The 21,785-nt window shown below is 62.9% G+C and carries 23 protein-coding genes; 12 read left to right on the top strand and 11 right to left on the bottom strand.

Annotated features, from left to right (window positions below):
- Positions 1 to 19: 19 nt before the first annotated feature.
- Complete coding sequence (gene rlmN, locus KDC96_RS03265; protein ID WP_212450665.1) at positions 20 to 1,264, top strand: 23S rRNA (adenine(2503)-C(2))-methyltransferase RlmN; 1,245 nt, start codon at positions 20 to 22, stop codon at positions 1,262 to 1,264.
- Here rlmN and KDC96_RS03260 read toward each other — a convergent pair.
- Positions 1,252 to 2,484 carry a DUF418 domain-containing protein gene (locus KDC96_RS03260; RefSeq protein ID WP_212450663.1) on the bottom strand — a complete coding sequence of 411 codons (1,233 nt, stop codon included), beginning with the start codon at positions 2,482 to 2,484 and terminating at the stop codon, positions 1,252 to 1,254. The two genes, rlmN and KDC96_RS03260, sit on opposite strands and share 13 nt — an antisense overlap.
- A gap of 69 nt (positions 2,485 to 2,553) precedes the next feature.
- On the opposite strand from KDC96_RS03260, the gene KDC96_RS03255 reads away from it, so the two are divergent.
- Both KDC96_RS03255 and KDC96_RS03250 read left to right on the top strand, forming a co-directional pair.
- On the top strand, positions 2,554 to 3,147 hold the full coding sequence (locus KDC96_RS03255; RefSeq protein WP_212450661.1) for a trans-aconitate 2-methyltransferase: 594 nt from the start codon (positions 2,554 to 2,556) through the stop codon (positions 3,145 to 3,147).
- Between the two features lie 150 nt (positions 3,148 to 3,297).
- Positions 3,298 to 3,936: an MOSC domain-containing protein gene (locus tag KDC96_RS03250; RefSeq protein WP_212450659.1), complete on the top strand. Its 639-nt coding sequence runs from the start codon at positions 3,298 to 3,300 to the stop codon at positions 3,934 to 3,936.
- A 12-nt stretch (positions 3,937 to 3,948) separates the two neighbouring features.
- Here KDC96_RS03250 and KDC96_RS03245 read toward each other — a convergent pair whose 3' ends face one another.
- Positions 3,949 to 4,794 carry a PhzF family phenazine biosynthesis protein gene (locus KDC96_RS03245; protein ID WP_212450657.1) on the bottom strand — a complete coding sequence of 282 codons (846 nt, stop codon included), beginning with the start codon at positions 4,792 to 4,794 and terminating at the stop codon, positions 3,949 to 3,951.
- A gap of 262 nt (positions 4,795 to 5,056) precedes the next feature.
- Between KDC96_RS03245 and KDC96_RS03240 the strand changes: the two genes are divergently transcribed.
- The 5 genes from KDC96_RS03240 to KDC96_RS03225 all read left to right on the top strand — a co-directional run bounded on the left by KDC96_RS03240 (position 5,057) and on the right by KDC96_RS03225 (position 7,854).
- Positions 5,057 to 5,539 (top strand): glycine zipper 2TM domain-containing protein, encoded by a 483-nt coding sequence (locus tag KDC96_RS03240; RefSeq protein WP_212450655.1) that lies wholly within the window; start codon positions 5,057 to 5,059, stop codon positions 5,537 to 5,539.
- A 135-nt stretch (positions 5,540 to 5,674) separates the two neighbouring features.
- Positions 5,675 to 6,439 carry an SDR family oxidoreductase gene (locus tag KDC96_RS03235; protein WP_249171894.1) on the top strand — a complete coding sequence of 255 codons (765 nt, stop codon included), beginning with the start codon at positions 5,675 to 5,677 and terminating at the stop codon, positions 6,437 to 6,439.
- Complete coding sequence (locus tag KDC96_RS16665; protein WP_371815522.1) at positions 6,436 to 6,591, top strand: hypothetical protein; 156 nt, start codon at positions 6,436 to 6,438, stop codon at positions 6,589 to 6,591. Before KDC96_RS03235 ends, KDC96_RS16665 begins: the two co-directional genes overlap by 4 nt.
- On the top strand, positions 6,591 to 7,112 hold the full coding sequence (locus KDC96_RS03230; protein WP_371815542.1) for a cytochrome b/b6 domain-containing protein: 522 nt from the start codon (positions 6,591 to 6,593) through the stop codon (positions 7,110 to 7,112). The genes KDC96_RS16665 and KDC96_RS03230 overlap by 1 nt, the downstream gene beginning before the upstream one ends.
- Positions 7,105 to 7,854: a molybdopterin-dependent oxidoreductase gene (locus KDC96_RS03225; protein ID WP_212450653.1), complete on the top strand. Its 750-nt coding sequence runs from the start codon at positions 7,105 to 7,107 to the stop codon at positions 7,852 to 7,854. Before KDC96_RS03230 ends, KDC96_RS03225 begins: the two co-directional genes overlap by 8 nt.
- Before the next feature lie 16 nt (positions 7,855 to 7,870).
- Here KDC96_RS03225 and KDC96_RS03220 read toward each other — a convergent pair whose 3' ends face one another.
- Positions 7,871 to 8,311 (bottom strand): DUF1801 domain-containing protein, encoded by a 441-nt coding sequence (locus tag KDC96_RS03220; protein WP_212450651.1) that lies wholly within the window; start codon positions 8,309 to 8,311, stop codon positions 7,871 to 7,873.
- An 83-nt stretch (positions 8,312 to 8,394) separates the two neighbouring features.
- On the opposite strand from KDC96_RS03220, the gene KDC96_RS03215 reads away from it, so the two are divergent.
- A complete protein-coding gene (locus KDC96_RS03215) occupies positions 8,395 to 9,648 on the top strand; it encodes a cyclopropane-fatty-acyl-phospholipid synthase family protein (RefSeq protein ID WP_212450649.1) in 1,254 nt (417 codons plus the stop codon).
- On the opposite strand, the gene KDC96_RS03210 is transcribed toward KDC96_RS03215, so the two are convergent.
- Entirely contained in the window at positions 9,632 to 11,002 is a 1,371-nt protein-coding gene (locus KDC96_RS03210) for an acyltransferase (RefSeq protein ID WP_212450647.1), read from the bottom strand. The genes KDC96_RS03215 and KDC96_RS03210 overlap by 17 nt on opposite strands.
- Positions 11,003 to 11,139: 137 nt before the next feature.
- On the opposite strand from KDC96_RS03210, the gene KDC96_RS03205 reads away from it, so the two are divergent.
- Positions 11,140 to 12,360 (top strand): argininosuccinate synthase, encoded by a 1,221-nt coding sequence (locus KDC96_RS03205; RefSeq protein WP_212450645.1) that lies wholly within the window; start codon positions 11,140 to 11,142, stop codon positions 12,358 to 12,360.
- Between the two features lie 18 nt (positions 12,361 to 12,378).
- On the opposite strand, the gene KDC96_RS03200 is transcribed toward KDC96_RS03205, so the two are convergent.
- Positions 12,379 to 12,720: a hypothetical protein gene (locus KDC96_RS03200; protein ID WP_212450643.1), complete on the bottom strand. Its 342-nt coding sequence runs from the start codon at positions 12,718 to 12,720 to the stop codon at positions 12,379 to 12,381.
- An 879-nt stretch (positions 12,721 to 13,599) separates the two neighbouring features.
- On the opposite strand from KDC96_RS03200, the gene KDC96_RS16335 reads away from it, so the two are divergent.
- Positions 13,600 to 13,899 carry a septal ring lytic transglycosylase RlpA family protein gene (locus KDC96_RS16335; RefSeq protein ID WP_249171893.1) on the top strand — a complete coding sequence of 100 codons (300 nt, stop codon included), beginning with the start codon at positions 13,600 to 13,602 and terminating at the stop codon, positions 13,897 to 13,899.
- Between the two features lie 31 nt (positions 13,900 to 13,930).
- Here KDC96_RS16335 and KDC96_RS03190 read toward each other — a convergent pair whose 3' ends face one another.
- Together KDC96_RS03190 and KDC96_RS03185 are read right to left on the bottom strand one after the other, a co-directional pair.
- A complete protein-coding gene (locus KDC96_RS03190) occupies positions 13,931 to 14,374 on the bottom strand; it encodes a CHRD domain-containing protein (RefSeq protein ID WP_212450641.1) in 444 nt (147 codons plus the stop codon).
- A 283-nt stretch (positions 14,375 to 14,657) separates the two neighbouring features.
- Positions 14,658 to 14,942: a hypothetical protein gene (locus KDC96_RS03185; RefSeq protein ID WP_212450639.1), complete on the bottom strand. Its 285-nt coding sequence runs from the start codon at positions 14,940 to 14,942 to the stop codon at positions 14,658 to 14,660.
- Between the two features lie 135 nt (positions 14,943 to 15,077).
- Here KDC96_RS03185 and KDC96_RS03180 point away from each other — a divergent pair, with 135 nt between their 5' ends.
- Positions 15,078 to 15,962 (top strand): hypothetical protein, encoded by an 885-nt coding sequence (locus KDC96_RS03180; protein ID WP_212450637.1) that lies wholly within the window; start codon positions 15,078 to 15,080, stop codon positions 15,960 to 15,962.
- Positions 15,963 to 16,281: 319 nt separating this feature from the next.
- On the opposite strand, the gene drt2 is transcribed toward KDC96_RS03180, so the two are convergent.
- From drt2 to uvrA, 4 genes are all read right to left on the bottom strand, one after another.
- Positions 16,282 to 17,610, bottom strand: a complete 1,329-nt coding sequence (gene drt2, locus KDC96_RS03175) for an antiviral reverse transcriptase Drt2 (protein WP_212450635.1) — start codon at positions 17,608 to 17,610, stop codon at positions 16,282 to 16,284.
- 402 nt (positions 17,611 to 18,012) lie between these two features.
- The gene (locus tag KDC96_RS03170; protein WP_212450633.1) at positions 18,013 to 18,273 is read right to left on the bottom strand and encodes a hypothetical protein; all 261 of its coding nucleotides are present in this window, start codon (positions 18,271 to 18,273) and stop codon (positions 18,013 to 18,015) included.
- Positions 18,274 to 18,289: 16 nt separating this feature from the next.
- The gene (locus KDC96_RS03165; protein ID WP_212450631.1) at positions 18,290 to 18,586 is read right to left on the bottom strand and encodes a hypothetical protein; all 297 of its coding nucleotides are present in this window, start codon (positions 18,584 to 18,586) and stop codon (positions 18,290 to 18,292) included.
- 72 nt (positions 18,587 to 18,658) lie between these two features.
- Entirely contained in the window at positions 18,659 to 21,574 is a 2,916-nt protein-coding gene (gene uvrA, locus KDC96_RS03160) for an excinuclease ABC subunit UvrA (protein WP_212450630.1), read from the bottom strand.
- Positions 21,575 to 21,785 lie beyond the last annotated feature (211 nt).

The following is a 21,785-nucleotide window of genomic DNA, read 5'->3' as shown; positions in this document are numbered from 1 at the left end:
ACTATATGCGCGGCCAATCATGGCAGACACGTCACTCATGTCGATCCCCGGTCAGGTGGATCCCGTACCCGTCACGCGTGACATCACGCCGCGCGAGGACGGGCGTATCGACCTGATCGGCCTGTCAGCTGCGCGCATTCGCGAATTGTTCGGCGAAGCAGGGCTCGATGCGCGTCAGGCCAAGCTGCGCGCCAAGCAGGTGTTTCACTGGCTCTATCACCGCGGCGTCACCGATTTCGGGGCGATGACTGATATCGCCAAGACCATGCGCCCGTGGCTGACCGAACGCTTCGTGATCGGTCGGCCCGCCATTGTCGAAGCGCAGCACAGTGCGGACGGCACGCGCAAATGGCTGCTCCGGACCGACGACGGCCACGATTTCGAGATGGTGTTCATCCCTGACGAGGATCGCGGCACGCTGTGCGTGTCGAGCCAAGTCGGCTGCACACTCAACTGCACCTTCTGCCACACCGGCACGATGCGTCTGGTACGCAACCTCACCCCCGGCGAGATCGTCGGACAGGTGATGCTCGCGCGCGATGCGCTGGGTGAATGGCCCAAGGGTGTAATGGACGGCCTAGACGATGCCGAGGACGCCGGCCACTACACTGCCGATGGCCGCCTGCTGACCAATATCGTGATGATGGGCATGGGCGAGCCGCTGTATAATTTCGACCACGTCCGCGACGCTCTCAAACTGGTCATGGATGGCAACGGGCTGGCCTTGTCGAAACGGCGGATCACGCTTTCGACCAGCGGCGTCATCCCCGCGATGGAGCGCTGCGGACAGGAAATCGGGGTCAATCTTGCGGTGAGCCTGCATGCGGTGCGCAAGGACGTGCGCGACGAGCTCGTGCCGCTCAACAGGAAATACGGGATCGAGGAACTGCTGCAGGCCTGCGCCGACTATCCCGGTGCCTCCAACGCGCGGCGCATCACCTTCGAATACGTGATGCTCAAGGACAAGAACGACAGCGACGAGGACGCGCGCGAACTGGTCCGGCTACTCAAGCAGTTCGACCTACCCGCCAAGGTCAATCTGATCCCGTTCAATCCGTGGCCGGGTGCGCAATACGAATGCTCCACGCCTGAACGGATCAGGGCGTTCAGCAACATCGTGTTCGAAGGCGGGATCAGCGCCCCGATCCGTACCCCGCGCGGGCGCGATATCGACGCCGCCTGCGGGCAGTTGAAGACGGCCGCGCAGAAGAAGAGCCGGGCCGAGCGCGACCGTGAGGCGGCAGAGACCGCTCAGGCGGGCTGACGTCGAAATCCGGGGCGTTTGCCGTAGGTGGCCCAGCGCCACAGATATTCCAGCGGGCCAAAGGCGAACATCTTCAGCCACAGGTGGCTGAACACGATCTGGCCCAAGAAGAAGATCACCGCGTAGATCGTAAGCGCCAGCGTGCCCTCCTTCCCGGCAAGAGCAAGGCCCGGCCCGATTCCAAACAACAGGAAGGCTATCAGAAAGCTTTGCATGACGTAGTTCGTGAGCGCCATCCGCCCCACCGGACCGAACACCGTTGCCATCGGGCGCAGCGCCGAATGGAAGAGCAGAACGATCAGGCACGCATAGCCCAGCGATGTCAGCGGAATGGAAGCGTAATCGACGACATCGGTGAACAGTTCACTGCCCAGCAACGGCCCCATCCGATCGGCAGCGACCGAGGCGGATAGATACTGTCCCAGCAAGCCGAGCGGAAGCGCCACAGCCATCACCCTGGCATACTGCGGCAGCAACTCGCCAGCGCGCTGAACCCAGCCGCGCCGCGCGATATAGGCACCGATCAGGAACCGCCCGAGCGCGTAGATGATCCAGCCCAGCAGCAATCCTCCGGCAACCCATTCGTACAGGGTCATCGTCCAGAACTGCTGAACCAGATCCCCGTAGCGACCGGCTTCGCTCGCCTCTTGCCGACCAAGGATTATGGCGTCCGCATACAGGGGTTCCGGGTCGAAGAAGATGCCGCTCAAATCGCCCAGATAATCGAAGACGGGTCGACCGAACACGGCCAGCGCCACACCCAGCGAAATCAGCACCCGGTCTCTCACCTTCCGCATGAAGAACAGCAGAAATCCGGCCAGCGCATAGACATGCAGAATGTCGAACTCCCAGATAAAGGCGACATGCACCAGACCGATCAGCAGGAGGACGAACAGGCGCCTCAGGTAAATCCTCTCGAAAGCGGCACCGCGGCTTTCGAGCCGTTCCAGCTGAACCCAGAAGCCGATTCCGAACAGCGTCGCGAACAGCGTGTTGGCCTTCCCGAATACGAACCAGTCGAGCAGGAAATAGGTTTGCCCGTCCCGACCCGCAGTGGTCAGGGAATCCAGTTGAGGTCCGGTGGCCATCCACGGCGGCCCGGCAAATTCTGCAAGGTTGGCCAGCAGAACTCCCAGCAGCGCAAATCCGCGCAAGGCATCCAGAACGCCAAGGCGCTCTCCCGAAGTCACCGGCGCAAGGCCTGTGGATGGTGATGTCATGATTTCCCCCGAGGACAGCCATACGGAAAACGGCTTGTCGTGTGAAGCAGCGGGTAGCAAAGGTCCGGCATGATCGACCCGGCGACCTTCGACTTCTACCAGAGCAAGGCACCGTTCTATTCGCTCGATCCCTCGGTCGGGCCCAGCCGCCACCTCGACTGTTTTCTCGATCGTCTCGAATCCGGCGCGCGGGTGCTCGAACTGGGATGCGGCGCGGGACGCGATGGAGCGCGGATACGGGAACGCGGATTCTCGCTCGATGCGACGGACGCGGTGCCGGCAATGGTCGCCAAGGCAAACGAGCGGCACGCTCTGGGCGCGCGGTTGATGCGGTTCGACGAGCTTGATGCCGACGCCGAATATGACGCGGTGTGGGCGCATGCCTGCCTGTTGCATTGCCCGACAGCCGAAATGCCCGAAGTCCTGGGTCGCATCCGGCGCGCGCTGAAGCCCGGCGGCCTGCACTATGCGAGTTACAAGCTGGGCACCGGCGAAGGGCGCGACCTGCTGGGGCGTTTGCACAATTTCCCCACCGCTGCCTGGCTGATCGAGCGGTACCGCGCCGCCGGATTTGCGATCGAGGACGAGCTGATGTTCGCTGGCAAGGGCAGCGACGGGACGATGCGCGACTGGCTGGCGCTGACGGTGCGCACTTCCGGCTGAAACGCGCCTTTCCTAACCTTTCGCAATGTGCTGGAACGGCGCGATGAACTTCGCTCCGTTTCCTGCTGTGCCCCGCCCCGACGATTGCGAAGCGGGTTGCGATTTGATCGTCAGGATAGTGTTCCATTCTGCAGGATACGAGTGGCGGACATGCGGCTGACGGTCGAAGCGATCTGCACCGGCACCGCGCGCCCGTTCAACGGGGCGGAAACCAGCGCCATCGCCAAACGCCCGCGCGAGGGGATCGTGCAACTGCTCGAAGACGGCTTTGCGCCCGACGAACAGGCCGATCGCCGGGTCCACGGTGGCCCCGAGATGGCGGTGCATCTCTATCCGCTCGATCACCATGCCTTTTGGCGCGGGCTGCTGGACGATCCGCGCCTGCTCGATGAGCCGGGCGCTTTCGGATCGAACCTCGCGGTGAGCGGGATCGCGGAGAGCGCAGTGCATATCGGCGACCGCTTTCGGCTCGGCAGCGCGCTGATCGAGATCAGCCAGCCGCGCCAGCCGTGCTGGAAGATCGAGCATCGGTTCGGCACGAAAGGTATGGTCGCAGAGATCGTCCGCAGCGGGCGGTGCGGGTGGTATTTTCGAGTGCTTGAAAGCGGGGATTGCCAGGCTGGCGACACGCTCGAGCGCACGGAAGTGGGCCACGGCGAGTGGTCGGTGACGCGAACCTTCTCCTGCCTGATCGGCGGCACGGCGACGCACGGTGAGCTGTCCGAACTCGCGGCGCTGGAACGGCTCGCGCCGAAGCTGCGCGCCAAGGCGGCAGCCAAGCTCTCGTGACGGAGGCGGTCGCTAGCTGGCGAGCATCCCGCCCGCACTGATCATGGCGCATGTGCCGCCGATCCAGACGTCTCCCTGCGCGTCCCGTTCGCAGAGCACCAGCCCGTTCGCCCCGACCTTGCGCCCCTGCCCCGCACGGTACGAGCCGTCAGCCAGGCCTGCGCCGAACAGGTGGATCGCGACGCCCGCGTTGAAACTGCCGGTCACCGGGTCTTCGTTGAAACGCCCGAAGCTGTCCGCGAAGAACGCGCGCAGCTCCCAGTCGCGATCCGCGCCGGGATCGCATGGTCCGGCGAGACCGATGTCGGTTCCCGGAACAGCCTTTGCCGCCGGTTCCGCAGCCAGGACATCGGTGGCCGACCGCAGCCGCAGCAGCCGCCATTGCGGACCGTTGACCACGTGCACGGCTTCGACCACCGCGGCTTCGTTCACGCCGGTCAGTGCGATCGCCTCAGTCCGTTCCTTATCCGACAGCGGCTCGTAACGGATCAGCTCCGGCGCGCGAAAGGCGAGGCTGTCCCCTTCGGCGCGCACCCGTACCAGGCCGATGCCGCATTCCTGCACCGCGTATCCGGTCGCCCGGGGCACGCCGCCAGCCTCCAGCCACGCAAAACACGTGCCGAGCGTCGGATGCCCCGCGAACGGCAGTTCGCCGCCGGGATAGAAGATGCGCACCCGGTAATCCGCAGCGGGATCTGAAGGTGGAAGCAGGAACGTCGTCTCGGAAAAGCCGAGCCAGCGGGTCAGCGCGAGCATATCCTCGCCAGGCATCGCGTCGGCACCGTGCACGACGGCGAGCGGGTTGCCGCTCAACCGACCGTCGCAGAAAACATCGATCAGGTCGCAGACCGGCTTCACGCATTCCTCCCGAATCAGCGCACGTCCCGCTCTCGCCCTAGCCGCGCTACTGCGCTTGTCCAAAGCCCTTTGAAGCGCACCCGGCGCGGCGGCGATCAGACCCGCCAGAGACTCAGCCTGAGGCGAGGCACCCTCAACTCATCGCTTAATCCAATCGGCCTGTCGCCTGAACGAATTTCCCAACAAGCCGTTCATCTGCGGTTCTCGTTTCCTGAACGATACGGGGGTTGCTCCACCAGCGGAGTCGTCAAAGGATAACGCCATGAAGAAGATCGCCATCATCGCCGCTGCCGGTTCGCTCGCTACATTCGCAGCCCCGGCCCAAGCCGCCGAGCTGCCCGCAATCGGCAATTCGGCCTTTCTCGACGCAAGTTCGATTTCCGCGCCGCATTCCGATCCCTTTCGCCTCGGAGACTACGACGATTGGGACGATTATGACGACGATTATCGCGATCGTCGCTATCGTCGCGGGCGCGGCCATGATCGGGCTTATGATCGCTACGACCGTTACAACGAGCCCCGCCGCATCCGCCGCGGCGACCGCGTCTGGCGCGGGCGCGATGGACGCTATTACTGCAAGCGCGACAACGGCACCACCGGCCTGATCATCGGCGCTGCGGGCGGTGCGCTGATCGGTCGTGCGATCGACACGCGCGGCGACCGCACGGTCGGCACTCTGCTCGGCGGCGCGCTCGGCGCGGTGCTGGGTCGCGAGATCGATCGCGGTTCGGCGCGCTGCCGCTAACCGGAACAGCGGACGATATCTGGCGCCGCCGGTCAACGCGATCGGCGGCGCCTTTTTGTGCTGCAAGCCCGATTGAAGCGCGGGCATGGCGCTGATAGGCCGGTGGGCGATGCAGCCCACCACAGGACCATTTCGTTGAACCGCCCAGCCGTGCTCGTGACCGGAGGCGCGACCCGGATCGGTGCCGAAACCGTGCGCGGGTTCGCCGGGGCGGGCTGGCACGCCGTGATCCATTACAATTCCAGCGCGCGGCCCGCCGAAGAACTCGCTGCGACGCTTCCGTCCGCCGAAACCGTGCAATGCGACCTTTCGGACAGCGAAGCGGCGGCAAACATGATCGATAACCTGGCAGGCAGGCTCTCCGATTGGCGTTGCCTCATCAACTCGGCCTCGGTTTTTCTTTACGACGATGCAACCGAACTCGATCTCGCAACGAACCGGGCGACGATGCAGGTCAATGCAATCAGCCCGGCGGTCATGGCGCAGCGCTATCTCTCGCGCGCGCGCAGCAATGGCTTGCGCACCGTCATCAACGTCACCGACATGAAGCTCGAAAACCCCAATCCCGACTTCTTCAGTTATACGATGTCGAAACACGCGCTTGCGGCGACGATCGCGATGCTGGCGCAGGGTGCGGCGGGCGCAGACGATCGGGTGTACGGCATCGCCCCCGGCGCGATCCTGGCCAGCCACGATCAGGAGCAGGAAGAAACCGAGGTTTCGCACCGGCTCAACCTGCTCCAGCGCAAGACCGATACGGGCGAGATCGTCGATGCCGCACTGTTCCTTGCGAATGGCACGCTCAGGAGCGGCTCGACGCTGTTCATCGACAGCGGCCAGCACCTGCTGTCGCAGGATCGCGACGTGATCTACCTTGCAAGGATGGGGGCGCCCCGATGAAGCGCCACGCGCTCTCGACCCGGTTGTGGCACTGGATCAATTTCGCCGCCCTGACGGTGCTGTTCATGTCGGGGCTCAACATCTCGAATGCCCACCGGCGCCTCTACTGGGGGATTACGGCTACGACCCGGCCGATGCCTGGCTGGCAGTGATGCGCTTTCCGGGATGGGCGACGATTCCTGGATATTACAACCTCGCCGCGGCGCGCGACTGGCACAGCATTGCCGCCTGGGTGTTCGCGATCGGCCTACTTGCGATCTGGATCGCGATGCTCGTCAATCGCCATTTCGCCCGCGACATCATGACGTCACCGCGTGACTGGACCCTGTCCGCGTTCAAACGATCGGTGGCGAGCCATCGGCGCAAGGACGGATCGGAAGGCGAGGCAGCGTACAATCCGGTGCAGAAGATCGCCTACGGGATCGTGTTCGGGATCCTGTTGCCAATGATGGTGTTCACCGGGCTCGCGATCAGTCCCGGTTTCGAACCCGCCGCACCCTGGCTGGTCGACATTCTCGGCGGGCGGCAGAGCGCCCGGTCGCTTCACTTTCTCTTCGCCTGGGCGTTGTTCGGCTTTTTCGCGATCCATCTCGCCATGGTGCTGATTTCCGGTCCGCTGCGACAGGTGTGGACCATGATCGCCGGCGGCAGTCGGGAGCAATCGCATGTCTGAATTCGCGCGCAGGAGCGTGTTGCTGGGAGCCGCGGCACTGGGTGCCGGGGCCTGCTCGCGCTTTGCCGAAAGCGATGCGGGATCGGACCTGTTCGACCGCGCCGAAGACTGGCACCGCGCCGCGCACCGGGCGCTCGCGGGCCGCCAACGGCTCGCGCCCGAATACGCGCCCGATCAACGCTCACCCGATGTCAGGGGCAACGGCAGCGTCACCGTCGATACCCCGGAGTATCGCAGCGCGCTTGCCGATGGGTTTGCCGATTGGCGGCTTGCGGTCACGGGACTGGTCGACAACCCGCTGTCGCTATCGCTGGCGGACCTGCGCGCCCTGCCCCAGCGCACCCAGATCACCCGCCACGATTGCGTCGAGGGCTGGAGCGCGATCGCCGAATGGAAGGGCCCGCAGCTCGGCGTCCTGCTCGATCGCGCACGCATCCGCCCCGAAGCCGGCTTCATCGTGTTTCGCTGCGCGGATTCGCTGTATGGCGAACGCTACTACGAAAGCGTCGATCTGGTCGACGCCTACCACGAACAGACGATCATCGCGCACGAGCTCAACGGCGAGCCCTTGCCCGAGAAGAACGGTGCCCCGCTGCGGATGCGGATCGAGCGCCAGCTGGGATACAAGCACGCCAAGTACCTCACCGCGATCGAGGCCGTCGCCAGCTTCGAGGATATCGGCAAGGGCAAGGGCGGTTTCTGGGAAGATCAATACGGCTATCAGTGGTATGCCGGGATTTGACCGACAAGTTTTCGCGCTAGGACGGCGGATATTTGCGGTTCATCGCATCCCAGCAGAGCCCGATGATCTCCCCGAGGATATCCAGATCGATATCCGCCAGCTTGTTCACGTAGACACAGCTTGCTCCGGTCGAGTGCTTGCCCATCTTCGCGAGCAGCGCATCCACCTTCTTGCCGGTCGCATCGTCGCAATAGCGGCCCATGAAATAGAGCGAATGCTTTGCCTTTCGCGGGCTGAAGCCGGAACGCAGGCTGTCGCCTTCGCGCCCGCTTTCGTATGTGTAGTGGTAGCTGCCATAGCCGATGATGCTCGGCCCCCACATCTTCGGCTCTTCGCCAGTGACCTTGCGGAACAGCGCGTCGAGCACCTTGGCATCGTCGCGCTTTGCCTTCGGTTCGACGCTTGCGATGAACTCTTCGACCGCAACGTCGGTTTGCCGGGTTTTGTTCTCTGCCATCACGCCAGACTAGGCTATCGTTGACACGGCGCAAGGCTGAAGCTTTGTGATCGCGATGTCTCCACCAAAATGACGGAATTTCAATGAGCAAGACTCTCCTCGACAGATTCCTCGAACGCGGCGTCAAGCTCGGCCGGCTTGGCGTGGTATTCGCCGACGGCAGCGCGAACACCTATGGCGAACCGGCCGAAGGCTTTCCCGAGATCGTGCTCCGATTCGCCGACGACAGGGTCGCGCGCGATATCGTCATGGACCCGCGGCTGGGCGCGGCCGAAGCGTTCATGGACGACCGCCTCATCATCGAGGAAGGGGACGTGATGGGGCTCGTCACCCTGCTGCGCGCCAACAACCAGTGGGACAAGGGCGGCGATATCGGCCCGCCGAAGATGCTGCGCAGGTTGCTCAACCGCGCCACCTGGGCCGCCGAAAAGGTCAACAACGCGATCAGTTCGAAAAGCAACGTCGCGCACCACTACGATATCGGCAACGATTTCTACGCGCTGATGCTCGACGAGGAGCATTGGCAATACAGCTGCGCCTACTGGCCCGAGGGTGTCGAGACGCTGGGCGAGGCGCAGACCGCCAAGCTGGCGCATATCGCGGCGAAGCTGGCTTTGCAGCCCGGCCAGACCGTGCTCGATATCGGGTGCGGATGGGGCGGCATGGCGATCTTCCTGGCCCGACACTACGACGTGACGGTCACCGGGATCACCCTGTCGGAAGAGCAGATCGAGCTCGCCAAACAGCGCGTGAGGGATGCGGGCGTCGCCGACCGGGTCAGCATCGAACTGGTCGACTACCGCGATTTCGCCGCCGCCGGGAGCAAGTTCGACCGGATCGTCTCGGTCGGCATGTTCGAACATGTCGGCCAGCCGCAATTCGACGACTTCTTCCAGGCCTGCGCCAACCTGCTCACCGACGACGGCACGATGCTTTTGCACACGATCGGGCGGATGGGGATGCCGGGCCAGACCGACGCCTTTACCCGCAAGTACGTCTTCCCGGGAGGCTACATCCCGGCACTGTCCGAGACCGTCGCCGCGAGCGAGAAGTTCCGGCTGATCGCGACCGATGTCGAGACGCTGCGGCTCCACTACGGCAAGACGCTGCGCTGCTGGTACGCCAACTGCATGGCGAACAAGGACGCGATCGTCGACATGTACGACGAGCGGTTCTTCCGGATGTGGACCTTCTACCTTGCCGGCGCGGCGACCGTGTTCGAGTATGGCAGCATGTGCAATTACCAGATCCAGTATGCCCGCAGCCGCCACGCGCTGCCGATCACGCGCGATTATATCGCGGCTGAGGAGCAGCGGCTGCTCAGGAACCCCGGTTAGCTTCTGCGGCCTTGGTTTCCGCGCTGGGGCGGTAGACCGGTCCGAACCCGAGTAGCGCCGCGCCGACCAGCGGCAGGGCGATCACCCACCAGCGAACGCCGGAAATGCTGTCCGGGCTGGCGATCGTCACCCCGGCGGTCGCGGCAAGACCGATACAGATCATCAGGACGCCGAACACCGCCCGCACCCTGGGAACTGTGCGTCCGCCTCTGATCGGGCCGAAACTGCGCTCGTGCCGTGCGAAGACCGCGATCATCGGCAGCAGCGCAAGAATGTAGATCGCCAGCCACAGCGGGCGCGAGATCCACCATTCACCGGTGCCCGGAACCGAATCGAGCCCCACGCCGCCCAGACCGAGCCAGACGACCGTCATCACCAGCACAAAAGCGGTGAGATGCCACAAAAACACCGTCATGATCATGCCGTTCATCAGCACGGTCGCGGTCCACACGCCGACATGGTCGAGAAGTTTGCGGCCCAGCGGTTCGAGCGCAAGCACCAGACCGACCTGCGTCACGCCCAAGGCGAACAGCGCCAGCGTCGGCGGCAGAGAATTGGAGAATCCGCCGGGCGCGGACACCATCGACACGGGGTAGAATCCGTAGACGGTGATCGAGACCAGGATCGCCAGCCCCACGGCGAAGGTCGCCCACGCGAACACCCGGTTGTCGAACTTGCCCGCCTGCCACGCGAAGCCGAGCTGGTGGATGGCCAGGAACACCCATAGAAAATTGGTGAAGTTCACATACGGAACGCCGACGCTGAACGTGAGCCAGTCGGTCAGCATCGCCAGCGGAATGTAGATCGCGAAGCTGGCCCAGCCGAACCGTTCCCAGGCCTTGAAGGTCAGCGGCGTGAACGCGGTGACCAGCAGATACACCGCGAGGAACCAGACCGGAATCAGCGCCGCCTCGGTCGCCATGCGGATCTGTTCGCGATCGATCCCGAGCTGCGTCAGGATCACGGCCAGCGCGGCCCACAGCAGCAGCACCGGGAATGTCGGGGTGATCAGGCGCTGCACCCGGCTCGCCAGCCAGTCGCGATAGGTGCCGGTCTGTCCCGGCGGCGTTTTTCGCAGCGTCGCGCTCCAGCTCACTGCGTTGGAATACCCCCCAACGAGGAAGAACACCGGCATCACCTGGAAACCCCATGTCAGCCAATGCGCCCAGCTCGAAACGGACAGCAGGTCACCGCGCTGCAATTCGCCCGCCGGGTCGACATACAGCCCCGCCATCAGCCAATGGCCGAACACGACGGCGAGAATGGAAACCGCGCGAAGAAAATCGACCCAGCGATTGCGCTCGGGCGGCGTCATCTCCGCCAGTTCGCGCGCCTTGTTCCACATCGTCAGCATACAATCCCCGTCCCCTGCGTTCGGCAAATATCGGGTGCCGAGCCGTCAAGACAAGCGGATAGCGACCAATTCGCAGCAAATCGTTGCCGATGCTTGCCCCGCCTGCTAGCCGCGCCGCGACTTTGAGGAAGCGAACAATGCCCAATGTGAAGAAGGTCGTCCTCGCCTATTCAGGCGGCCTGGATACCAGCGTCATCGCCAAGTGGCTCAGCGTTGAGCGCGGGCTCGAGGTGGTGACCTTCACCGCCGACCTCGGGCAGGGTGAAGAGATCGAGCCGGCACGCGACAAGGCGCGGGCAATGGGCATCCCCGACGAACACATTTTCGTCGAGGACCTGCGCGAGGAATTCGTGCGCGATTTCGTCTTCCCGATGATGCGCGCCAATGCCCGGTACGAGGGCGATTATCTGCTCGGCACCAGCATTGCGCGCCCGCTGATTTCCAAGCGACTGGTCGAAATCGCGCATGAGACCGGCGCCGACGCGATTGCCCACGGTGCGACCGGCAAGGGCAACGACCAGGTGCGCTTCGAACTGTCGGCCTACGCGCTCGATCCGAATATCCAGGTGATCGCCCCGTGGCGCGAATGGGACCTCACCAGCCGCACCGCGCTGATCGCATGGGCGGAAAAGCACCAGATCAAGGTCCCGACGGACAAGCGCGGCGAAAGCCCGTTCTCGACCGATGCGAACCTGCTGCACACCTCGTCCGAAGGCAAGGTGCTCGAGGATCCGTGGGAGGAAACGCCCGACTACGTCTATTCGCGCACCGAGCACCCCGAGGACGCGCCCGACACGCCGGAATATGTCACGATCGATTTCGAGCGCGGCGATGGCGTGGCGCTGAATGGCGCGGCGATGTCGCCCGCCACCCTGCTGACCGCCCTCAACGAGCTCGGGCGCAGGCATGGGATCGGACGGCTCGATCTGGTCGAGAACCGCTTCGTCGGCATGAAATCGCGCGGCATGTACGAAACGCCAGGCGGCGAGATCTATGCCCGCGCGCATCGCGGGATCGAACAGATCACGCTGGATCGCGGCGCGGCGCATCTCAAGGACGAGTTGATGCCGAAATATGCGGAGCTGATCTACAACGGCTTCTGGTTCAGCCCCGAACGCGAGATGCTGCAGGCGGCGATCGATCACAGCCAGGACAAGGTATCAGGGACGGTGCGGCTCAAGCTGTTCAAGGGGCTCGCAAGCGTCGTCGGGCGCAAGTCGGCGAATTCGCTGTATTCGGAAGCCCATGTCACGTTCGAGGACGATGCCGGGGCCTACGATCAGCATGATGCGGAAGGCTTCATCAAGCTGAACGCCCTGCGGCTCAAGCTGCTGGCGCAGCGCGATCGGATTCGCTGAATATTCGGAACGGTTTCGTCACGAATCGAGCAAGCCGTGAGGCCGTCTCGGACGCAAGAAATTGTGGCGATTTGTCGAAGGTTGGACCGGCCAGTCGGCAACGATTTCAACGAATGCGGTGAAACGTTGAGTTGTCCACCGCTCTCCACAGATGATCTGGGCAAAAGTGGAAAAGTCGGGGTTGCGAAGCTTGCGCGACTCGGCATCGCGGAGCAATCTCAGCCTGTCTTCGGGAGAAGAAAGATTGGAAAAGCAAACCGCAAGGTTCTGATTTTCCGATGTTTTTGAACTCAAGGATGCGGTGGTATTGTCCACGCGCACTTCGAGAGACGACATGATGAAGGCTTCGGCCGGAAGCAAGTCGGATCGTTTGAGAGGAACGCGAAGCTAAGCCACCGGATAGGCCACGAGCCAGGTCGGCAATTGTGGGAGGAAAGGGCTTCGGCCCGGAACAACCGCGCGAAGATTGCAGTCCGCTACGGTTCGCGGTCTCGGTTCCGCCCTAGGGGCAGACCTTAACGCGACGGGCTTCGGCCCGAAACGATGGGACTGTTCGCAAGCGTGAACCGGATGCCGGCGCGAGCGCCGGTGACAGAACGCAGACCTTCGGGAATGCGGAAAGACACCGGGCGCCAAGCGCGCTCTGGAAGTCGGGTTGGAAGGTTCGCCGGAAGACTCGAAAGAGAGAGTGACCACGCGCTGGTGAGAGTGGGGTCGGCAGCAATGCCGGCCCCATTTGCTTTGCCCCTGGATCAGCCCGATTCGCAGCCGCGAGAATCCGCAACACACCCAGTCTGCACCGCCCCCGATCGCGTTAACCAAACTCGGCCTGCCGCGCTTGAGGGGCATCTGACGGTAGACCGCTCTCCAAATCCGACGCTGCGAGGGCTTGTGGTTTGCCCGGCGAAACCCCGGCAAAGTATAGGCGGAGCCCATGAAGAGGGCACCTCGTATTCTCCGCAAGCTTCGCAATGCAGGCGCTGTCGCCGTGCTTGCGACAGTCATGCCGATTTCGGCCTCGCAGGCTTCGCCGGCATCGGAGGATGCCGCGGCGTTGGCGCCCGCAAGCGCCGCGCGACCCGCCTCGACTGCGCCCGCCACGGGAGCGGGAACGAGCGACACCGCCGATTTCGCCAGCGAATTCAAGCCGCTCACGAAAGCGCCGCTGCCCGATCTGCAAATCCCCCCAGCGCGGTCGATCTCGACGAGTTCGATCCGCCGGTCGAAGCGGACGCGATCGTGCGCAGTCTCGGGTCGGGCGTCGCCTCGTTCTATGGGCGCAAGTTCCACGGCCGCCGCACCGCCAATGGCGAACGCTTCGACATGAGCGCGCTCACTGCGGCGCATCGCACCCTGCCCTTCGGAACGCTGGTGCGCGTGACGAACCCGCGCAACGGTCGCGAAGTCACCGTGCGCATCAACGATCGCGGGCCGTTCGTTCGCGGTCGCTCGATCGATCTCTCGCGCGCGGCGGCGGAACAGCTCGGGATGATCAGCCGCGGCCACGCGAGCGTCGAACTCGACATCGTCGAGCGCTGACACACGCGCGCATCCCAGCGCACGCCCTTTCCTATTCTACCGCCAACTGGCCCCGGACTGCACCCGCCGGGAATTCCTCGGTGTGGACGTTGACGTAGTACTTCGCCTTGTTCTTCGCGATGTCCTTCAACAGCTGGGGATCGACATTCACGCAGATGTCGCGACCGTCCTCACCCAACAGTTCCAGCGTCACCACCGGCGGGCCGTTTTCGCCCAGCCTTCCCTTGTGCAGGTGCGCGGCGGTGAAGCCGTCCAGCCCCTGGATCTCCAGCATGTAGCACATCCGCCCGGCCTTGAGGTCGAGCTCGGCCGAGAAGTCGCCGCTGGCATCCTCCCCTGCGCCTTCGTGATCGACCTCCTGTTCGCCGAACATCGAGGTACCGATGAAGGCGAGATTGTCCTGCGACAGCGCCGGCCCCGCAGCGAGCGCCAATCCGCAACCGAACGCGACCATCCAATGTGTCGATTTCGTCATAGTCCCTCTCCCGCAGTGGGAGAGCCAGAATAAACCTGCGCCGCGAGTCGGAAAAGCCTCCTCGCAATCACCCCGGACCTCGCTCCCGGCAAAGTTGACACACTTGACACCGTGTCACCCGCCATTTCCGGGCTTTTCCTCACAAATTACAGTCCTTTGGAGCGAAAATGCGAAGTTGACACTTCTCCAACCCGGTTTCGCGCATAAGGGCGAGCCGCAACCGGGCGATATCGAGCCAAACCCTTGCGCAACCTACGCAATTCGGCCCGTGTAAGAAAACGCGTTAGACCGCCCGCTGGATCGACTCGTACACGATCGACCATTCCTGCTGCATCACGTCATTGCCGCCCGCCCGCGCGCGCGCGGGACGCTGCTGCACGACATGCGCCAGTTCGAGCGCGACGGTGTTGCCCTTCTGGTCCTGCAGGGTGAGCTTCGGAATGCGCTGACCCTGCTTGAACGTGTCGCGCGGCGCGATCACTTGCAGCGTCTTGCCCGGCCCGCCTGACGCACTGGCCCTGTGAGTTTCGTAACTGGTCACGCGCACGTTTCTGAGCATCCAACTCATGGCAGTCCTCCTCGCCCGCTCACCGTACACGAGGCGGCCCATCCGGGCGAATCCCGCCCCGCGCCCGCTTAACCATACCTCAATTCGGCTGCGCTAGGGCCAGCGCTCAATCGCAAGGACACGATCGAGGACTGCATGAGCTGGGAACGCTTCACCCGTATCGGGCTGGTAATCAACGGAAAGTCGCTGATGATCGTCGCGCTCGCGGTGGTCTCCACATGGGCCTCGCTCAAGCTTGGCCTGATCGCCGACTACCCGCTCACCATCATCTCGACCGCAGTGATCTTCCCGATCGTGTTCTCGATCGGCCACGCCTACAAGCGCCGCGAGGCCGCGCTCGACGATTACGGGATCATCAAGGCGCATGGCCGCGCGCTCTACTTCGCCGCGCGCGACTGGCTTCCGGATGAGGACGGCGACGCAAAACAGGCCAAGCTCGAGCGCCTGCACCATGTCGAGGCCGTCCTGTCCAACCTCCTCACCGCCTGCCGCGACATGTTCAAGGGCAACCTTGAGGACATGCCCCGGACCGAGCGCGACGTCTACGCCGCCTTCTCGCAGCTGTCGGACTTCGTGAAGCGGATGCGCAGCGAAGGGCTCGCGAGCGGCGAATGCAGCCGCTGCAACCAGTATGTGTCGAAGATGATCGTCGCGTTCGAAAGCGTGAAACACATCTACCAGTACCGCACCCCGCGCACCCTGCGCGCCTTCAGCGACGTGTTCATCATCCTCCTGCCGCTGATCTACGGCCCGTTCTTCGCCTATTGCGCGGTCGAGTATGACGCGCCGGTGCTGACCTATGTCATGCCCGTGCTGTTCGCGGTGATCCTGACCGGGCTCGACAACATCCAGAACCACCTCGAGGATCCGTTCGACCAGATCGGCCCCGACGACGTCGCGATCAACGCCGAGAAGTTCGTCGAGCTGCTCGGCTGCGGCGAGAACGGCAGCGACTGCGACGGGGCGCGAGTAATGCAGGCGAAGCTGGAGGATTACGTGGCGGCGAAAAACGCGGCGTAGTTTGTTGCGCAGCGCATCCGAGCTGCGAATTGTCCTCCCTCCGGTCGCTCAGCTTCGCTTCCCTCGCTCACGCGCCTTTCAGGCGCATCGCTGCGAGCGGGCGGTCGCCCTTGCCGCCCTTCGGGCCGTGCTCCGCGACATGGTGGCTACTCGGTGCCGATGATCTAGCCCATCGCGCTGGCTGAGGCTGTTCAGTTCACGCGAGCCATGCGGATGGTACGAAATCTCGCGCACGTTGATATCGTCTGTTGTCAAAATGGAGCAACTGATAATCCTGGGCTAAGTAGGACAATCAGCACCAAGACGAATTGATCCCAATCTATCCGTATGCTCGATCCAAATAGTATCGAAGCGCAGCCTTGAACGCTTGCATGTGATTTCTCATTTGAAAGCGAATTTCTGGCGCTTCAAGAACTCGTGATGCACGGTACGCATAGCGTGGAAAGTTTCGCGACTTCCCAAAGTGCGTGTACCTACGAAAGAGCTCTCGAAGGAAAATTTCTTCTCGCGCCACGCCTCTTGTAATCGCAGCCCGAACCTTCGCACGCACACCATTGTGCATCTTAGAATAATAGCGACTCAGGGAGGACTGGCGGATCAAGACACGCTGACCATCGAAAGTGAAACCGAGGTATTGGAATGGTCTGTTCGATACTTGACACTTTTCGACCAACGAAAAGTGACTGGTTTCTGTTTTATGTGTGCTTAACTCCAGACCAACCGAGTTTAGGATCGCTTCGAGATTATTCACAATCTGATCCGGGTCTACGATGCCCGGTACGATAAAGGCAATATCGTCGGAATAGCGCCGGTAGCTGCCACCCATACCGCTGGCTAGTTCGTGCATTTCACGGTCTACTCGCAGCATGCTCATATTAGCGTAAAGACCGGAAAGCGGCGTACCCTGAGGTATTCCGAAAGCATCTGAATTCTCTTGCACGAGAGAAGCACCATTCGGCCGAATCTTCTCACGGAACTGTTGAGCATTACAGATCCTTCCGCGCCTTCCATATTGGTCGCCGAGCCTTGCCTTAAGCGCGTCAGATTCAACCCAAGAAAAGCGGGTCATTCGATCGAATACCTTGAAATGATGCTCGGGCAACCGCGAACATTTAAGTACGGTCTTTGCAGCCTCCAACAACACAACATGGCGGATGTTGTCGAAAAAGCCACTGATGTCGACGGCAATTGCCGTACATTCTCCACGTTCGCGGATCTCATCAAAGAGGCTCTTGGCGTGACTGATATTGTCCCCAACGCCCGATCTATAAGCTAAGATCGAAGACGAAAATGCCTGATCTCGAAGCCAAGCCTCGTAATTCTCTGACAAGGCTTTCGTATACCACTCTAGCAATGCAGCATCGAGATGCGCGGCGAATTTGATGGGGCGTGCCTTTTCGACGAAAATTGTATCGCCATTCTCGTCTTTCTTTGCTCGCCGCTCAATTGAATCATATGCTAGCAATGGCCAAAATGAGTGAGCGCAAATATCATTTGCCGTGAACGAGATTCCATCACGACGCGCCTCAGACAAAGGCAAATCGAAATGCGTGTAGTTCCGTTCCTTGGAAACGAAGTCATCAATGCGAGGGTCGAATTCGTCGTCTTCTGGTGCGTACCCGGAGGCAGAGGATACCGTTCGTCCCACACGTCCTCCGGGTTAACGACCTTACTCCCGGCTTCGAGAGCCGGTTCGAAAGTACCTAGTGTGTTATAATATCGTTGTAGCGATGATTACATCCACACTCTATCTAGGAGTAAAGTTCAACATGACTCTCGAAGTCACCCTGCCCTTCGTCGTCGCGCGCATCAGCGCACTTGACATCCCAAACAGTGATCCCCCGGATCCAAGCCCCAGGGCATAATAAAGGGTGGGTAGGCAGCTCCCGAAATGCAAGGGCTCGATCAAGAATTACTTATCCACAAGCACTTGGCCCTCACTCCGCTGTCTCCAGGGCAGCGCGAGCAACGGTCTCTATCATCGGCTTCAGATGCACTCAGGTAGATCTCCGCCAGCACCGATAGACGACCCATCTCTTCGCCTTCTCAGCTAACCCTTCCGCCCGGGCCCGTTGTCTCCCAGCAAGTCCAGGATCCCGGTGCGCGATTTGAAGCATGTGTAGGCGAGCCAGAGCAGCGCGAGCGCGGCGGCGCCGATGATCAGCTGGCTGGTCGTGTCCCCGGACAGGAACGCGCTGCGCAGCGCGAGCAAGCCCATCATGCCGAACACCGCGCCGCCCAGGCGGCTCCACGCCATTCCGATCCTGCGATCGATACGGTCGAAGGCGTTGTCGTCCTCGTGATCGGTCATCGTCGCTTCTCCACCGCTACATATACATCCGGGCGCAGTCCTGCGTCACCTGCTGCATTTCGCTGCGCTTCGAGCCAAAGGCGTCGGTCAGCACCATGCCCTTGCGGTCGAACTCGGCCTTCATGCAGCCGCAGATGCTGCGGGCGTGGGGCTTGAGCTCGGGCGGAAACTGCGCGCGGGCGGCGCACTGGTTGACGAAGTCGGATTCGAGCCGCTCGGACACTTCGACGCCGATCTCGTCGCTGGCGGTGAACGAAAACGCGACCACGAACCCGATCGCGGCGGATGCGAGCAGAACCAGTGCTTTCAACATGACAGCCTCCCTCCCGCACGCGCTGGACCGCGCCGGGTTCGCGGATCATGCGCGACGCGCCCTAATTTCGGGTTACTCCGCCGCTTCCCGCTGCCGTTCGAGCATCGGCTTGAGGTACTGTCCCGTAAACGAGCGCGGTTCCTCCGCCACATCTTCCGGAGTGCCCGCAGCGACCACCTCGCCCCCGCGCACGCCGCCCTCCGGCCCGAGATCGAGGATCCAGTCGGCGGTCTTGATGACGTCGAGATTGTGCTCGATCACCACCACCGAATTGCCCTGCTCCACCAGCCGGTGCAGCACTTCGAGCAGCTTGCGCACATCCTCGAAATGCAGGCCGGTGGTCGGTTCGTCGAGGATGTAGAGCGTCTGCCCGGTCGAGCGCTTGCTGAGTTCCTTCGCCAGCTTCACCCGCTGCGCCTCGCCGCCTGACAAAGTCGTCGCCTGCTGGCCGACCTTGACGTAGCCCAGCCCCACCTCGTTGAGCATCCGCATCTTGTCGCGGATCGGGGGGACGGCCTTGAAGAACCCTTCCGCGTCCTCGATCGTCATGTCGAGCACGTCGGCGATGCTGAGCCCCTTGAACTTCACCTCGAGCGTTTCGCGGTTGTAGCGCTTGCCGCCGCATTCCTCGCAGGTGACGTAGACGTCGGGGAGGAAGTGCATCTCGATCTTGATCAGCCCGTCGCCGGTGCACTGCTCGCAGCGCCCGCCCTTGACGTTGAAGCTGAACCGGCCCGGCTTGTACCCGCGCGCCTGGCTTTCGGGCAGCCCTGCGAACCAGTCGCGGATCTGGGTGAAGGCGCCGGTGTAGGTCGCCGGGTTGGAGCGCGGGGTGCGGCCGATCGGCGACTGGTCGATCTCGATCACCTTGTCGCAATATTCGAGGCCGGTGACCTTGTTGTGCTTGCCCGCGATAACCCGCGCGCCGTTCAATGTGCGCGCGGCGGCGGCGTAGAGTGTGTCGATGGTGAAGCTCGACTTGCCGCTGCCCGAAACGCCGGTGATGCAGGTGAAGGTGCCGAGCGGAATGGAGGCGGTGACGTCTTGCAGGTTGTTCGCCTGTGCGCCGTGGACGGTCAGCTGGAAGCCGTTACCCTTGCGGCGCGTGGCCGGGACCGCGATTGCGCGCCGCCCGGTCAGATAGTCGGCGGTGAGCGACTGTTTCGCCTTCATGATCTGCTTGAGCGTGCCCTGCGCCACCACCTCGCCGCCGCGCACACCCGCGCCGGGGCCGAGATCGACGATATGGTCGGCCTGGCGGATCGCGTCCTCGTCATGCTCGACCACGATCACCGTGTTGCCGAGATCGCGCAGCCGCTTGAGCGTCTCCAGCAGCCGGTCGTTGTCGCGCTGGTGCAGGCCGATGCTGGGTTCGTCGAGCACATACAGCACGCCCGACAATCCGCTGCCGATCTGGCTCGCAAGCCGGATGCGCTGGCTCTCCCCGCCGCTCAATGTTCCGGAGGTACGGTCGAGGTTGAGGTAATCGAGCCCGACATTGTCGAGAAAGCCGAGCCGCTCGTTGATCTCCTTGAGGATGGCGCGGGCGATCTGCGATTGCTGGTCGGTCAGCTTGTCGTCAAGCGCGAGGAACCACTCCTTCGCATCCGACACGCTCATCTTGGCCGGCTCGGCGATATCGGTGCCCGCGATCTTCACCGCGAGCGATTTCTCGTTGAGCCGTTTGCCCCCGCAGGTCTCGCACGGTTGCGCGGTCTGGAACTTGCCCAGCTCCTCCTGCATCCACGCGCTCTCGGTCTGCATCATGCGGCGGTTGAGGTTGCCGATCACACCCTCGAACGGCTTGTTGACGGTGTATTCCCTGCGCCCGTCCTTGAAGGTCAGCGGCACCGGCATCCCGGCCGTGCCGTGCAGGATGATCAGCTGCTGGTCCGGCTCCAGATCCTTCCACGGCGTGTTGATGTCGAAGTCGTAGGCCTTCGCGAGGCTCGAGAGCACCTGCATGTAATAGGGCGACGGTGGGTTCGATTTCGCCCAAGGCGCCACCGCACCCTGCTTGAGGGTCAGGGCCTCGTTCGGGATCACCAGCTGCGGATCGAACAGCTGCTTTTCGCCGATCCCGTCGCAGGTCGGACACGCGCCCTGCGGCGAGTTGAACGAGAACAGCCGCGGTTCGATCTCTTCGATGGTAAAGCCGCTGACCGGGCAGGCGAACTTCTCGGAAAAGACGACCCGGTTGGCGGGGATGCCCGCGCCCTTCATCGCACCGCCAGTAGCCTCTTCGCCTTCACGCCCCGGCACCACGCCATCGGCCAGATCGACATAGGCCAGCCCGTCAGCCAGCTTGAGCGCGGTCTCGAACGAGTCCGCCAGCCGCGTCTCCAGCCCTTCCTTCACCGCGAGGCGGTCAACCACCACTTCGATGTCGTGCTTGAACTTCTTGTCGAGCGCGGGCGCCTCCTCGATTCCGTAGAGCTCGCCGTCGATCCGCACACGGGTGAAGCCCGCCTTTTGCCACTCGGCCAGCTCCTTGCGGTATTCGCCCTTGCGCCCGCGCACCACCGGCGCAAGCAGATAGGCGCGCGTACCCTCGGGCAGTGCAATCACCCGGTCCACCATCTGCGAAACGCTCTGCGCCTCGATCGGTTCACCGGTCGCAGGCGAGTACGGCACCCCCACCCGCGCCCACAGCAGCCGCATGTAGTCGTAGATCTCGGTCACCGTCGCGACGGTCGAGCGCGGATTGCGGCTGGTGGTCTTCTGCTCGATCGAGATCGCCGGCGAGAGCCCGTCGATATGCTCGACATCGGGCTTCTGCATCATCTCGAGGAACTGGCGCGCATAGGCCGAAAGGCTCTCGACATAACGCCGCTGCCCCTCGGCATAGATCGTGTCGAAGGCGAGCGACGATTTCCCCGACCCCGACAGCCCGGTGACGACGATCAGCGCGTCGCGCGGCAGATCGATATCGATACCCTTGAGATTGTGCTCGCGGGCACCGCGGACGGAGATCGTGGTCAGGGACATACACTCTCTATGTTCTGGTAATGTTCGGCAAGTCAAGCGGTCGGGCGGGCGCGATCCCCACCCTGCCTACACTAGAGCGATCCGGACAGGCGTTCGTTCCACCGAGATAGGAACGCGGTGAGAGAATTTCACCCGTTTGGAACTGGTCCAGCGGGCTGCTGGAAAACCGGTCCAGCCGCGCCGCTCATGCGCCGGGTTGCGTCGGGCGTTA

Origin of the sequence: Erythrobacter sp. JK5, assembly GCF_018205975.1 — a bacterium.
GTDB lineage: Bacteria > Pseudomonadota > Alphaproteobacteria > Sphingomonadales > Sphingomonadaceae > Erythrobacter.
Note: the sequence above shows the minus strand (reverse complement) of the source record. Positions and strands in the feature narration are given on the sequence as shown.

Excerpts from the sequence above, each read along its gene's own strand:
- rlmN (WP_212450665.1), top strand. The coding sequence starts at position 20 with ATGGCAGACACGTCACTCATGTCGATCCCCGGTCAGGTGGATCCCGTA.
- KDC96_RS03260 (WP_212450663.1), bottom strand. The coding sequence starts at position 2,484 with ATGACATCACCATCCACAGGCCTTGCGCCGGTGACTTCGGGAGAGCGC.
- KDC96_RS03255 (WP_212450661.1), top strand. The coding sequence starts at position 2,554 with ATGATCGACCCGGCGACCTTCGACTTCTACCAGAGCAAGGCACCGTTC.
- KDC96_RS03250 (WP_212450659.1), top strand. The coding sequence starts at position 3,298 with ATGCGGCTGACGGTCGAAGCGATCTGCACCGGCACCGCGCGCCCGTTC.
- KDC96_RS03240 (WP_212450655.1), top strand. The coding sequence starts at position 5,057 with ATGAAGAAGATCGCCATCATCGCCGCTGCCGGTTCGCTCGCTACATTC.
- KDC96_RS16665 (WP_371815522.1), top strand. The coding sequence starts at position 6,436 with ATGAAGCGCCACGCGCTCTCGACCCGGTTGTGGCACTGGATCAATTTC.
- KDC96_RS03230 (WP_371815542.1), top strand. The coding sequence starts at position 6,591 with ATGCGCTTTCCGGGATGGGCGACGATTCCTGGATATTACAACCTCGCC.
- KDC96_RS03225 (WP_212450653.1), top strand. The coding sequence starts at position 7,105 with ATGTCTGAATTCGCGCGCAGGAGCGTGTTGCTGGGAGCCGCGGCACTG.
- KDC96_RS03220 (WP_212450651.1), bottom strand. The coding sequence starts at position 8,311 with ATGGCAGAGAACAAAACCCGGCAAACCGACGTTGCGGTCGAAGAGTTC.
- KDC96_RS03215 (WP_212450649.1), top strand. The coding sequence starts at position 8,395 with ATGAGCAAGACTCTCCTCGACAGATTCCTCGAACGCGGCGTCAAGCTC.
- KDC96_RS03210 (WP_212450647.1), bottom strand. The coding sequence starts at position 11,002 with ATGCTGACGATGTGGAACAAGGCGCGCGAACTGGCGGAGATGACGCCG.
- KDC96_RS03205 (WP_212450645.1), top strand. The coding sequence starts at position 11,140 with ATGCCCAATGTGAAGAAGGTCGTCCTCGCCTATTCAGGCGGCCTGGAT.
- KDC96_RS03190 (WP_212450641.1), bottom strand. The coding sequence starts at position 14,374 with ATGACGAAATCGACACATTGGATGGTCGCGTTCGGTTGCGGATTGGCG.
- KDC96_RS03185 (WP_212450639.1), bottom strand. The coding sequence starts at position 14,942 with ATGAGTTGGATGCTCAGAAACGTGCGCGTGACCAGTTACGAAACTCAC.
- KDC96_RS03180 (WP_212450637.1), top strand. The coding sequence starts at position 15,078 with ATGAGCTGGGAACGCTTCACCCGTATCGGGCTGGTAATCAACGGAAAG.
- KDC96_RS03170 (WP_212450633.1), bottom strand. The coding sequence starts at position 18,273 with ATGACCGATCACGAGGACGACAACGCCTTCGACCGTATCGATCGCAGG.
- KDC96_RS03165 (WP_212450631.1), bottom strand. The coding sequence starts at position 18,586 with ATGTTGAAAGCACTGGTTCTGCTCGCATCCGCCGCGATCGGGTTCGTG.
- uvrA (WP_212450630.1), bottom strand. The coding sequence starts at position 21,574 with ATGTCCCTGACCACGATCTCCGTCCGCGGTGCCCGCGAGCACAATCTC.